Below are 11,860 nucleotides of genomic sequence, written 5' to 3'. Positions count from 1 at the left end.
GTCCGGCCGGCGCCCGGTGCGGGCCGCGGTATAACCACGGCATGATCTGGCATCTGGTACCCCGGTCCGCCTGGGAGGCCGACCCCGGCCGCCCGTACGCGCCCGCCTCGCTCGCCGAGGAGGGCTTCGTCCACTGCTCCCCGGACGAGGCCACCACCCTCGCCGTCGCCGACGCCTTCTACCGGGACGCCCCCCGCCCCCTGGTGGCGCTGCTCCTGGACGAGGAGCGGCTCACCGGCCGGGTGGAGTGGGAGCAGGCGGCTCCCGCGCCGCCGCCCGGCGTACCGGCCGGCACCGCCTTCCCCCACCTCTTCGGCCCCGTCGACCGGGAGGCCGTGGTGCGGGTGCGGGAGGTGCGCTGGGGCGACGACGGGCGCGCGGCGGGCCTGGCGCCCTGAGGCGCCGCCGCGAACGGGCCTCGCCCGGCCCGTTGCGCCGGGCGCGGCCCGTTCGCGGCGGCGACTCGCCCGGCGGAGCGGGCGCTTCAGGAGCGGGCGGCGGACGACGCCGCCCCGCCGTCCCGTGCCCCGCCCCTGCCCGGGGTGCGCAGCACCCCCGCGGCCGCCACCAGCCCCAGGGTCAGCACCGCCACCAGTCCGAAGGAGACCGTCAGGCTGGTCGCGTCGGCGACGGCGCCGATCGCCGAGGGGGCGAGCAGGCTCGACGTGTAGGTGAGGGTGGCGACACCCGCGATGGACCGGCCGGGGTTGCCGCCGCTGCGCCCCGCCGCGGCGAAGGCCAGTGGGACGACCACGGCGATCCCGAGGCCGATGAGCCCGAAGCCGCCCAGGACCGGGACGGGGTGGGTGCCGAGGACCACCAGCAGACCGCCCGCCGTCGCGAGCGAGCCGCCCGCGCGCACCGTCCGCACCGGCCCGAAGCGGTCCACCACCCGGTCGCCGGCGAACCGCGCCACGGCCATGGTCAGGGCGAAGACCGTGGTGGAGGCGGCCGCGAGCGCGGCGGAGGTGCCCAGCACCTCGCGGAGGTAGACGGCGGACCAGTCGAGGCCGGCGCCCTCGGCGAAGACCGCGCAGAAGCCGACCGCCCCGACGGCGAGGGCCGACCGCGGAGGCAGGGCGAAGCGGGGCGGCGGCTCCCCGCCGGGCGCGGGTGCGGCGTCCGGCACGCCCCGGCAGGCGACGAGCCCGGCCGCCGTCAGCACCAGGGCGGCTGCGGCGTGGTGCATCCGGGCGTCGGCGCCGAGGTGGGCGGCGACCGTGCCCGCGGCCGAGCCGATCAGCGCGCCGGTGCTCCACATGCCGTGCAGCCCGGACATGATCGAGCGCCCGAGCCGGTTCTCGGTCTCCACGCCCAGGGCGTTCATCGCCACGTCGCTCATCCCGGACGTGGCGCCGTAGACGAAGAGCGCCGCGCACAGGCCGGGCAGGTTCGGGGCGAGCGAGGGCAGCGCCAGGCTGAGCGTCCACAGGGCCAGCAGGGTGCGCAGCCCGGTGCGCGCGCCGAGCCGGTGGCTCACGGCGGCGGCGAGCGGCATCGCCACCGAGGCGCCGAGCGCGGGGAAGGCGAGCGCGAGCCCCAACTGCCCGGCGCCGAGCCCGGCGTGGTCCTGGATCCAGGGGATGCGGGTCGCCAGGCTCCCGGCCACCGCCCCGTGCACGCAGAAGACGGCGGCGATGGCGATACGGGCCCGGCGGAGCTCCGACCGGGGCGCCTCGGCCCGCCGCGGTGCGGCGGCGAGCGGTTCGCTGGACATGCGTGGTTCCCTCCCGTGCGCGTGGGCGTAAACTATCAGGAACCCTGCCTGATAAATAGTGCCCGGGAGCCGACTGCGCGGAGTGCCACCGGGAGCGTCTGGAAGGATTCCGGCATGGCCGCATCCCCGAGCACCGCCCGGGCCGCCAACGACCGGCTCGCGCTGGACCTCCTCCAGCAGGAGGGCGCGTTGACGGCCGGGCAGCTGAAGAACCTGACCGGGCTCTCCCGCCCCACGGTGGCCGACCTCGTCGAGCGGCTCGGGGCGGCGGGGCTGGTCCATGTGGTCGGGGAGGCGGGCACGGAGCGCAGGGGCCCCAACGCCCGCCTGTACGGGATCGTCGCCGACCGGGCCCATCTCGCCGCCCTCGACGTCCGGACCGGAGGTGTCGCCGTCGTCGTCACCGACCTGGTCGGCACCACGCTCCGCGAGGACTCCCTGCCCATCGGCGGCGAGGCCGGCACCGGGCCCGCCGTCGAGCAGGCGGTGGCCTTCCTGGAGGGCGCCGTGGCCGCGGCGGGCGCCACCCGGCTGCACAGCATCGGGGTCGGCGCGCCCGGCCTCGTCGATCCGGCCACCGGGGAGCTGCGGGACACCTCCGGCCTCCCCGCCTGGCACCGCCGGCTCCTCACCGCGCTCCGGGACCGCCTCGGCGCCCGCGTCCTCGTGGAGAACGAGACCAACCTCGCGGCCCTCGCCGAGCAGCGCACGGGTGCCGCCAGCGACCGGGACTCCTTCGCCTTCCTGTGGCTGGGCCACGGCGTCGGGGCGGCGCTCTTCCTCGACGGGCGGCTGCGCCGGGGGGCCTCCGGGGGCGCGGGCGAGATCGGCTTCCTGCCGGTCCCGGGCACCGGCGGCCTGCCGTCGGCCGCAGGCTGCGAGGGCGGCTTCCACTCGCTGGCCGGTGCCGAGGCCGTCTGCGCGCTCGGTGAGCGCTACGGCGTCGGGGCCGAGGGCGCCGATCCCGCGCTGCGGGCGGCCGGCGCCGTGGCGCGGGCCGTGGAGACGGGCCGGGAGGACTTCCTGGAGGACCTGGCGGGGCGCCTCGCCGTCGGTGCGGCCGCCGTCGCCTCCGTGCTGGACCCGGGCTGCGTGGTGCTGGGCGGCGAGGTGGGCCTGGCGGGCGGCGAGGCGCTGGCCGCCCGGGTGCAGCGGCACACCGCGGCCCTGTCGCCGCTGGCCACGCAGGTGCGTGCCGGGGTCCTCGGCGGAGGGGCGGTCCTGGGCGGGGCGCTGCGGATGGCCCAGGACGCGGCACGGGACGAGCTGTTCGCCGGGGCGTAGGCCGGCTCCGGGCAACAGCGCCGTCCGCCCGTCGGGCGGGGCGGGGTGCGTCAGGCCCGGCCTGGCGCAGCCGTCGGCGCCCTCACCCGGGAGGGCGCCGACGGCTGCGCGCCGTACCGCGGCGGGATGCCGCGGTACGGCGCGTGGGGGCCGGGTGGCCCGGCGGCGTCAAGGGCCGTGATCCGCCGCCGGGCCGTCTTGGCCGGTGGTGTCCGGTCAGCAGGCGCCCAGGTCCTGCCACACCCCCCACTCGCCGGTGGTGCCGGGCTCCTCGCCCTTCGTCCACCACTTGGACTTCCAGTCGTGGCCCCCGTGCGAGACGGTGGTGCCGCCGCCGTAGGACTCGCCCGCCGACCAGGCCGGCGCCGAGCAGGTGCCCGGGGTGCCGGTCCCGGTGGGGGAGGGGGTGGGCGAGGGCGAGCCGCCGCCGCCCGGCTCCACCACGGTCGTGCCGCGCGCCAGGTCGCCCTTGAGCGCGTACGTGGTCCCGCCGATGTTCACGGTCCAGTTGGACGGCGTGGAGACCGGCAGGTAGTAGTTGAAGGCCAGGTCGACCGTGGCGCCCGGGGCCAGCGACTGCCAGGCCGGCAGCTTCAGCGAGACCCGGTGGAAGTCGCCCTTCAGGCCGCCGATGTTGTTCCCGGTGTGGTCGCTCCTGATGACCTTGGTGCCGAAGCCGGACTGGTCGGAGGCGTTGGCCGGGGCCGCCGTGGCGTAGTCGAACTGGAACTCCGTGCCGCCGGGGAGGGCCACCGAGGTGTTGTTCGTGATCTTCAGCTTGGGCGTGATCGGGTAGTTGGAGTCGCCCAGCTTGAACTCGGTGAAGTCCACGGCGATGTCGACCGCCTCGGCCGGCAGGGCCGTGCCGGACTTCTTCGCGCCGTACGGAGCCGCCGCCTTGAACGCGTCGTACATCAGCGAGGTGAGCGTGTCGCCCATCTCGTACTGGCCCTTGGCCGCGTTCCAGCCGTAGTCGCCGGCCAGCTCCCAGACCATGGTGCCGCCGATGCCGCGGTCGACCACGTAGTCGGCCTTGGCCGCCACCGACTGCTCGTCCTCGGTGGACAGGAACACCTTCTTCTCGGCGTTCCACAGCCACGGAGCGACCAGGGCCGAGCTGTACTTGCGGGCGTAGGTGCCGGTCAGCCGGGTGTCGGCCGGGAAGCCGTACTGCGTGACGTAGTCGCCGACGACCCCCTTCTCCAGGTTCTTGGCGTGCCACATCGGGTTGGAGCCCGCCGGGGACTCCTTGCCGTTGTCGTCCAGGTCGTGCCAGAGGTTGTCGATGCCGACGGCGCCGTCACCGCACTTGGTCAGACCGGAGCCGGCCGGGCAGGAGCTCGCGGCGGCCTTGCCCCACAGGCCGTCGGTGCCGCCCTGGACGTTCTTGTGGCCGCGCGTGTAGTACGGCAGGCCGATGTTGATGCGGCCCGAGGGCATGGAGCCGCGGAAGTAGTGGTAGGCCCAGTCGGTGTTGAGGTAGCCGATGCCGCCGTACTGGGCGCTGCCGTAGACGTTGGCGGCCGCGAGCTCGGCGTCCTTGCCGTCGTCGAAGAGCGAGGCGTTCGGGCCGACGTACTCGTTCCAGGCGCCGTGCAGGTCGTAGGACATGATGTTGACGTAGTCCAGGTACTTCTGGACCTGGAAGGTCTCCATGCCGCGCAGCAGGTAGCCGGAGGACGGCGCGGCCACGGTCAGCATGTAGTGCCTGCCGTCCGCGGCGCCGGCCCGGTCGAGCTTCTCGCGCAGGGTCTTCATCAGGGCCGCGTAGCCCTTGTTGAGGCCCGCGCGGCGCGCGTTGGAGATCGGGAAGTCGGCCGGGTGGCCGGCGTCCTTCATCGAGGTCGGGTACTCGTAGTCGATGTCGACGCCGTTGAAGCCGTACTTCTTGACGAAGGCGACGGCGGAGTCGGCGAAGGTGTCGATGCCCGCCTGGTTCACCGAGCCGTCGGCGTTGGTGGCCATCGTGTAGAAGCCGCCGGAGTCGACCCGGTCGCCGTTCTCGTCGAAGTAGCCGCCGGTCTCCGCCCAGCCGCCGACCGAGATCAGCGTCTTCACGTCCGGGTGCTGCTTCTTGAACTTGCTGAGCAGGTTGAAGTGGCCCTTGTACGGCAGGGACGGGTCCATCTCGGCGCCCGCGACGCCGGGCCAGGTCATGCCGGTGGCCGCGTTGTTCGCGCCGTCGGCGCCCACGGACAGCCTGTTGCCGGCGTCGACGTGGGCGAAGGCGTAGTTGATGTGGGTGATCTTGTCCCACGGGATGTCGTCGGCCAGGTAGGCGGGCTGCCCGTTCTTGCCCGTGCGCCAGCCGGTGAAGTAGCCGATGACACGCCGCTGGTGGTCCGCGCCCATCTTCTCGCGGCCGTCCGCGTCGTAGACGGAGCAGTAGGGGACGTCGACGCCCGGGGTGGTGTAGAGGCCGTCGGGGCGGCAGCTCTCGTTGTCCGCGGCGTGCGAGACGCCGGTCGAGAGCGTGCCCGCAAGCAGCGCGACGGCGGCTGCGCCGGCTGCGAGCATGCCCGCTCTGAAGGGGGTGGGGGACTGCACGGTCGTTCCTCCTGGTGGGGGATCCCCCCGTCCGTGCGCCGGAGCGCCGACGGGGGTGTTCGGCCTTGCACAACTGGCTTGGGGACTACGCGGGTCGGCCCGCCGGAGTGCGCCTTCCGGCGGGCCGGGTCCGCGGAGGTGTCGCAGACATTAAGAGGACTAGACCACACCGTCAATAGGTCTGGACCAGACCTCCGGTGGGAACGCGTGCGCCGGATCGCCCCGCGCCTCCCGCCTCTTGGGGCTCCGCGGGGGCCGACGGGGCGCCCCCGGGCGGTGGTTGCGGGGTGCGCGGACCGCGGTGCGGCAGGGTGCGCCGAGGCCGGTGCCGGGCGCCGCGGCCGGGGGTGCCGCCGCTTGCCGGGCCGCGTCCGGCCCGCGGTGCCGGTGCCGGGCGCTGCGGGCCGGGTGGGGCGCGATGGGTGCCCTGCCGGGTCCCGCGGGCCCCGCCCCGCCCTTCTGTGATCCACCCCACATCGATCACCCGCATGGCCGACCGCCCGGCGTGGCACACTGGCCCTGTATCAGCAGCAGCGCACTCCGGGGTCGGTGAAATTCCGAACCGGCGGTTACAGTCCGCGACCCGTCCGCAGCCAGCGGCCGGTTGACCAGGTGAAACTCCTGGACCGACGGTTAAAGTCCGGATGGGAGGCAGTGCGCGGCGGGTGGCCCCACGGGCCGTCGGCCGTCCATGCGGGTCACCGTATCCCGGTGCCCCGGCATCCGGCCTCGGCGGTGCCCGTGTGAGCATGCCCGCTGTCCGTCGTCATCGACGTCCCCGGAGTCCGTGCCCGAAGAGGCAGGAGGACACCGGTGGCCACCGCAGCCGACACCGACGCCATGCGCCGAGCCGTCGCGCTCGCTGCCCGCGGACTCGGCTCCACCAGCCCCAACCCCGTGGTCGGGTGCGTCGTCACGGACGCCTCCGGCCATGTCGTCGGCGAGGGCCACCACGAGCGCGCCGGAGGCCCGCACGCCGAGGTCCACGCCCTGCGCCAGGCCGGCGTCCTCGCCCGCGGCGGCACCGCCTACGTCACCCTCGAACCCTGCGACCACACCGGCCGCACCGGGCCCTGTGCCCGGGCGCTGATCGAGGCCGGCATCGCCCGCGTCGTCTACGCCGTCGCCGACCCCGACCCGCGGGCGGCAGGCGGCGCCGGCACCCTGCGGGCGGCGGGCGTCCAGGTCGAGTCCGGCGTGCTGGAGGACGAGGCGGAGGCCGGCAACACCGCCTGGCTGACCTCCGTACGCCGCGGCCGCCCCCACGTCACCTGGAAGTACGCGGCCACCCTGGACGGCCGGACCGCCGCCGCCGACGGCACCAGCCGCTGGATCAGCTCCGCGGCCTCCCGCGCCGACGTCCACCGGCTGCGGGCCGAGGCCGACGCCGTCGTGGTCGGCTCCGGCACCCTGCGCGCCGACGACCCCCACCTCGCCGTGCGCGGCATCGACGGCGCCACCCAGCCGCTGCGGGTCGTCGTCGACACCCGCGCCTCCATCGCCCCCGGCGCCCGGGTCCTCGACGACGCGGCCCCCACCCTGGTCGCCGTCGCCGAGGACGCCGACACCGCCCACCTCCCCGGCGTCGACACCGTGCGCCTCCCCGCCGGCGACCGGGGGCTCGACCCCCGCGCCCTGCTCGCCGAGCTCCACGCCCGCGGCGTGCGCTCCGTCCTGCTCGAAGGAGGCCCCGCGCTCGCGGGCTCCTTCGTCGCGGCCGGTGCCGTCGACCGGGTCGTCGGCTACATCGCCCCCGTCCTCCTCGGCGCCGGGCCCGCGGCCCTGGCCGGCGGCGGCATCACCACCATCACCGAAGCGCTGCGCCTCGACGTCGTGGCCACCGACCGCTTCGGCCCCGACCTGCGCATCACCGCGACCGTCCCCGAGGGAGCCTGAGTTGTTCACCGGAATCGTCGAAGAACTGGGTGAGGTCACCGCCGTGGAGGACCTCGGCGACGCCTCCCGCTTCCGCCTGCGCGGCCCGCTCGTCACCGAGGGCGCCAGGCACGGCGACTCGATCGCCGTCAACGGCGTCTGCCTCACCGTGGTGGACACCGCCGACGGCCAGTTCACCGCCGACGTCATGGCCGAGACCCTGCGGCGCTCCAGCCTCGGCGCGCTGACGACCGGCTCCCGGGTCAACCTGGAGCGCCCGATGACCGCCGACGGGCGCTTCGGCGGCCACATCGTCCAGGGCCACGTCGACGGCACCGGCACGATCGCCGGGCGCACCCGCTCCGAGCACTGGGAACTGGTGCGGATCTCGCTCCCCGCGGGACTCGCGCGCTACGTCGTCGAGAAGGGCTCGATCACCGTCGACGGCGTCAGCCTCACCGTCGTCGAGGCCGGAGTCGACGACTTCACCGTGAGCCTCATCCCGACCACGCTCGCCCTGACCACCCTCGGCCTCAAGCAGCCCGGGGACCCGGTCAACCTGGAGGTCGACGTGATCGCCAAGTACGTCGAGCGGCTGCTCGGCACCGGCCCGGCGGGGGGCGCCCGGTGAGCGGCCTCGGCTGGCTCAACGGGGAGGCCTTCACCGCCTTCGGCCAGCACATCCTCTGGTCCGACATGCTCGGCAACATCCTGGGCCTGACCGCGCTCGCGCTCGGCTGGCGCCGCTCGGTGCTCACCTGGCCCGCGCAGCTGCTCTCCGGGGTGATCCTGGTCGGCGCCTACGCCTCGGCCCAGCTCGGCGGCGGCGTCGGCAAGCAGCTGCTGGTCATCGCCGTCGCCGCCTGGGGCTGGCGCCAGTGGACCCGGGGCCGCCGCCGCGCACAGGACGGCAGCATCGCCGTCCGGTTCGCCGACGCCCGCGAACGGGCCTGGCTCATCGCCGGGGCCGTGCTCGGCACCGCCGCCGTCGGCAGCCTGTTCACCGCCTTCCCCTCGCTGTCCTGGAGCCCCTGGGCCGACGCCTACATCTTCGTCGGCACGCTGGTCGCGATGGTGGCCCAGGCCCGCGGCCTGGTGGAGTTCTGGTTCGCCTGGCTGCTGGTGGACCTGGTCGGCGTCCCCCTCGCGTTCAGCAGCGGCCTGGCCTTCTCCGGCCTGGTCTACGTGATCTACTTCGCCCTCGTGGTCTGGGGCGCCTACGACTGGTGGCAGCGCTCGCGCACGGGCGCCGCCGCCCCCGCAGCGGAAGGAGCGGCCGCATGACGGCACTGCCCGAGTGGTACACGGACGGCGACCTGGCCCTCGACCCGGTGGAACAGGCCGTCCGCGACATCGCGGCCGGACGTCCCGTGGTCGTCGTGGACGACGAGGACCGCGAGAACGAGGGCGACCTGGTGGTCGCGGCCGAGAAGGCCACGCCCGAGATCGTGGCCTTCATGATGAGCGAGTGCCGCGGCCTGATCTGCGCCCCCATGGAGGGCACCGAGCTGGACCGGCTGGAACTGCCCCAGATGGTCGCCGACAACACCGAGTCGATGCAGACCGCCTTCACCGTCTCCGTCGACGCCGGCCCGGCCCACGGGGTCACCACCGGCATCTCCGCCGCCGACCGGTCCGCCACCCTGCGGCTGCTGGCCGACGGCGGCGCCGGACCGGCCGACTTCGTCCGCCCCGGGCACGTCTTCCCGCTCCGGGCCAAGCCCGGCGGCGTGCTCACCCGGCCCGGGCACACCGAGGCCGCGGTCGACCTGGCCCGGCTCGCGGGGCTGCGCCCCGCCGGGGCCATCGTGGAGATCGCGGGCGAGGACGGCGTGATGCTGCGGCTGCCCGAGCTGGTGCCGTTCGCCCGCAAGCACGGGCTGACCATCGTCTCCATCGAGGACCTGATCGCCTACCGGCGCAGCGCCGAACCCACCGTCCGGCGCGAGGCGGAGGCGGACCTGCCCACCCGGCACGGCCGCTTCACCGCCTACGGCTACCGCTCCACCGTCGACGGCGTCGAACACGTGGCCCTGGTCCACGGCGACCTCGGCGACGGGGAGGACCTGCTGGTGCGCGTCCACTCCGAGTGCCTGACCGGCGACATCTTCCACTCGCTGCGCTGCGACTGCGGCCCCCAGCTGGAGGAGTCCATGCGGCGGGTCACCGAGACGGGCCGCGGCGTCGTCGTCTACCTGCGGGGCCACGAGGGCCGCGGCATCGGGCTGATGTCCAAGCTGCGGGCCTACGAACTGCAGGAGCGGGGCCGCGACACGCTGGACGCCAACCTGGAGCTGGGCCTGCCCGCCGACGCCCGCGACTACGCCGCCGCCGCCCGGATCCTCGCCGACCTCGGCGCCCGCAGCGTCCGGCTGATGACCAACAACCCCGAGAAGGTGACCGCCCTCACCCGCCACGGCATCCGCGTCCTGCGGCGCGAGGCGGTCCCCGTGACCGCGGGCGAGCACAACCTCCGCTACCTGCGCACCAAGCGCGACCGGATGGGCCACGACCTGCCGTGGCTGGACGGCCCCGGGGCGTCCGCCTGCGGCAACCAGTAGCGGGGGACCGGTCTGCCCGCCCCGTGAGCGGCGGGCGGCCCGGCGCAGTACCGAACCTGCAGTACCGAACCTGCAGTACCGAACCTGCAGTACCGAACGGAACCGATCCCGACACCAGCCGACACCGGAACGGACCCCGGACCGGATGCGGCCGAGGAGAGAACATGAGCGGCAAGGGCGCACCCGTGCTGAGTGTGAAGAACTGCCAGGACCTGCGGGTGGCCGTCATCGCGGCGCAGTGGCACGAGAAGATCATGGACGGCCTGGTGGACGGCGCGCTGCGCGCGCTGCACGAGCTCGGCATCGACGAGCCGACCCTGCTCCGGGTCCCCGGCAGCTTCGAGCTGCCGGTCGTCGCCAAGGTCCTGGCGGGCCGGGGCTACGACGCGATCGTCGCCCTCGGCGTCGTCGTCCGCGGCGGAACCCCCCACTTCGAGTACGTGTGCCAGGGCGTCACCCAGGGCCTGACCCAGGTCTCCGTGGACACCGGTGTGCCGGTCGGCTTCGGGGTGCTCACCTGCGACACGGAGGAGCAGGCCCTGGACCGCGCGGGCCTGGAGGGCTCGAACGAGGACAAGGGGCACGAAGCGGTCACCGCTGCCGTGGCCACCGCGACCGTCCTGCGTTCAGTATCCGAACCCTGGCGCTGAGCGGACCCCGATTCCGCGTAGGGTGGGACCACCATGTCCAAGAAGACGTTCGAGGAGCTCTTCACCGAGCTCCAGCAGAAGGCCGCCCACGGCGATCCCGCCACCTCCCGCACCGCCGAACTGGTGGACAAGGGGGTGCACGCCATCGGCAAGAAGGTCGTCGAGGAGGCCGCCGAGGTGTGGATGGCCGCCGAGTACGAGGGCAAGGACGCCGCCGCCGAGGAGATCTCCCAGCTGCTGTACCACGTCCAGGTGATGATGGTCGCCCGCGGCATCTCCCTGGACGACGTCTACGCCCATCTCTGAGCCGCCCGCCCCCCGTACGCACCACCGCCCCACACGAGAACGAAGGAAGCCCGCCTCATGCTGCGCATCGCCGTACCCAACAAGGGTTCACTGTCCGGACCTGCGTCGGCGATGCTCCATGAGGCCGGCTACCAGCAGCGCAAGGAGTCCAAGGAACTCGTCCTCGTCGACCCCGAGAACGAGGTCGAGTTCTTCTACCTGCGCCCCCGTGACATCGCGATCTACGTGAGCTCCGGGCGCCTCGACATCGGCATCACCGGCCGCGACCTGCTGCTCGACTCCGGCGCGGACGCCGAGGAGATCCTCCAGCTCGGCTTCGCCCGCTCCACCTTCCGCTACGCCACCAAGCCCGGCACCGCGAAGGGCGTGGAGGACTTCGGCGGGATGACCGTGGCCACCTCCTACGAGGGCATCGTCGCCAAGCACCTGGCCGACAACGGCATCGGCGCCTCCGTCGTCCACCTCGACGGAGCCGTGGAGACCGCGATCGAGCTGGGCGTGGCGCAGATCATCGCCGACGTCGTGGAGACGGGGACCAGCCTGCGCAACGCCGGGCTGGAGGTCATCGGCGAGCCCATCATGACCTCCGAGGCGGTCGTCATCCGGCGCACCGGGGCCGACCCCGAGCACGCCCGGGTGCAGCAGTTCCTCCGCCGCCTGCAGGGCGTCCTGGTGGCGCGCAGCTACGTGATGATGGACTACGACTGCCGGGTGGAGAACCTGGAGCAGGCCGTCGCCCTCACCCCGGGCCTGGAGTCGCCGACCATCTCCCCCCTGCACCACGAGGGTTGGGTGGCCGTCCGCTCCATGGTCGCCGCCAAGGAGGCGCAGCGGATCATGGACGACCTCTACGCCCTGGGCGCCCGCGCCATCCTGACCACGGCGATCCACGCCTGCCGCCTCTGAGGCCGAGGGACTGC

11 protein-coding genes and 1 riboswitch are annotated in these 11,860 nt (G+C 74.3%); of the genes, 9 read left to right on the top strand and 2 right to left on the bottom strand.

Annotated elements, in window-relative coordinates; all coding sequences use genetic code 11:
* Window positions 1-41 precede the first annotated feature (41 nt).
* A complete protein-coding gene (locus ACGF15_RS08870) occupies window positions 42-398 on the top strand; it encodes a DUF952 domain-containing protein (protein WP_392797421.1) in 357 nt (118 codons plus the stop codon).
* Window positions 399-484: 86 nt separating this feature from the next.
* Here ACGF15_RS08870 and ACGF15_RS08865 read toward each other — a convergent pair whose 3' ends face one another.
* On the bottom strand, window positions 485-1,717 hold the full coding sequence (locus ACGF15_RS08865) for an MFS transporter (protein WP_392797419.1): 1,233 nt from the start codon (window positions 1,715-1,717) through the stop codon (window positions 485-487).
* Window positions 1,718-1,831: 114 nt separating this feature from the next.
* Between ACGF15_RS08865 and ACGF15_RS08860 the strand changes: the two genes are divergently transcribed.
* Complete coding sequence (locus tag ACGF15_RS08860) at window positions 1,832-3,001, top strand: ROK family transcriptional regulator (RefSeq protein ID WP_345615395.1); 1,170 nt, start codon at window positions 1,832-1,834, stop codon at window positions 2,999-3,001.
* Between the two features lie 216 nt (window positions 3,002-3,217).
* On the opposite strand, the gene ACGF15_RS08855 is transcribed toward ACGF15_RS08860, so the two are convergent.
* Window positions 3,218-5,518: a chitinase C-terminal domain-containing protein gene (locus ACGF15_RS08855; protein ID WP_392797733.1), complete on the bottom strand. Its 2,301-nt coding sequence runs from the start codon at window positions 5,516-5,518 to the stop codon at window positions 3,218-3,220.
* Between the two features lie 561 nt (window positions 5,519-6,079).
* Window positions 6,080-6,210: riboswitch (FMN riboswitch) on the top strand.
* A 151-nt stretch (window positions 6,211-6,361) separates the two neighbouring features.
* Between ACGF15_RS08855 and ribD the strand changes: the two genes are divergently transcribed.
* From ribD to hisG, 7 genes are all read left to right on the top strand, one after another.
* Window positions 6,362-7,444, top strand: coding sequence for a bifunctional diaminohydroxyphosphoribosylaminopyrimidine deaminase/5-amino-6-(5-phosphoribosylamino)uracil reductase RibD (gene ribD, locus ACGF15_RS08850; RefSeq protein WP_392797417.1), 1,083 nt, complete (start codon window positions 6,362-6,364; stop codon window positions 7,442-7,444).
* A gap of 1 nt (window position 7,445) precedes the next feature.
* The gene (locus ACGF15_RS08845; RefSeq protein WP_392797415.1) at window positions 7,446-8,054 is read left to right on the top strand and encodes a riboflavin synthase; all 609 of its coding nucleotides are present in this window, start codon (window positions 7,446-7,448) and stop codon (window positions 8,052-8,054) included.
* Complete coding sequence (locus ACGF15_RS08840; protein WP_345615398.1) at window positions 8,051-8,707, top strand: nicotinamide mononucleotide transporter family protein; 657 nt, start codon at window positions 8,051-8,053, stop codon at window positions 8,705-8,707. The genes ACGF15_RS08845 and ACGF15_RS08840 overlap by 4 nt, the downstream gene beginning before the upstream one ends.
* Window positions 8,704-9,984, top strand: coding sequence for a bifunctional 3,4-dihydroxy-2-butanone-4-phosphate synthase/GTP cyclohydrolase II (locus ACGF15_RS08835; protein ID WP_362614449.1), 1,281 nt, complete (start codon window positions 8,704-8,706; stop codon window positions 9,982-9,984). The genes ACGF15_RS08840 and ACGF15_RS08835 overlap by 4 nt, the downstream gene beginning before the upstream one ends.
* Before the next feature lie 164 nt (window positions 9,985-10,148).
* The gene (ribH, locus tag ACGF15_RS08830; RefSeq protein ID WP_345615400.1) at window positions 10,149-10,634 is read left to right on the top strand and encodes a 6,7-dimethyl-8-ribityllumazine synthase; all 486 of its coding nucleotides are present in this window, start codon (window positions 10,149-10,151) and stop codon (window positions 10,632-10,634) included.
* Window positions 10,635-10,667: 33 nt separating this feature from the next.
* The gene (locus ACGF15_RS08825) at window positions 10,668-10,940 is read left to right on the top strand and encodes a phosphoribosyl-ATP diphosphatase (protein WP_256526711.1); all 273 of its coding nucleotides are present in this window, start codon (window positions 10,668-10,670) and stop codon (window positions 10,938-10,940) included.
* A 57-nt stretch (window positions 10,941-10,997) separates the two neighbouring features.
* A complete protein-coding gene (gene hisG, locus ACGF15_RS08820; protein WP_345615401.1) occupies window positions 10,998-11,846 on the top strand; it encodes an ATP phosphoribosyltransferase in 849 nt (282 codons plus the stop codon).
* The last annotated feature ends 14 nt before the right edge of the window (window positions 11,847-11,860 follow it).

This window comes from Streptomyces sp. NPDC048001, from assembly GCF_043203115.1.
Classification (GTDB): Bacteria; Actinomycetota; Actinomycetes; order Streptomycetales; family Streptomycetaceae; genus Streptomyces; species Streptomyces sanyensis.
This window is presented reverse-complemented; position numbering and strand designations above follow the sequence as displayed.

Bases quoted from the DNA above. Each gene is read 5' to 3' on its own strand.
- ACGF15_RS08825 (WP_256526711.1), top strand. From the start codon at position 10,668: ATGTCCAAGAAGACGTTCGAGGAGCTCTTCACCGAGCTCCAGCAGAAG.
- ACGF15_RS08855 (WP_392797733.1), bottom strand. From the start codon at position 5,518: ATGCTCGCAGCCGGCGCAGCCGCCGTCGCGCTGCTTGCGGGCACGCTC.
- ACGF15_RS08860 (WP_345615395.1), top strand. From the start codon at position 1,832: ATGGCCGCATCCCCGAGCACCGCCCGGGCCGCCAACGACCGGCTCGCG.
- ACGF15_RS08835 (WP_362614449.1), top strand. From the start codon at position 8,704: ATGACGGCACTGCCCGAGTGGTACACGGACGGCGACCTGGCCCTCGAC.
- hisG (WP_345615401.1), top strand. From the start codon at position 10,998: ATGCTGCGCATCGCCGTACCCAACAAGGGTTCACTGTCCGGACCTGCG.
- ribH (WP_345615400.1), top strand. From the start codon at position 10,149: ATGAGCGGCAAGGGCGCACCCGTGCTGAGTGTGAAGAACTGCCAGGAC.
- ACGF15_RS08865 (WP_392797419.1), bottom strand. From the start codon at position 1,717: ATGTCCAGCGAACCGCTCGCCGCCGCACCGCGGCGGGCCGAGGCGCCC.
- ACGF15_RS08870 (WP_392797421.1), top strand. From the start codon at position 42: ATGATCTGGCATCTGGTACCCCGGTCCGCCTGGGAGGCCGACCCCGGC.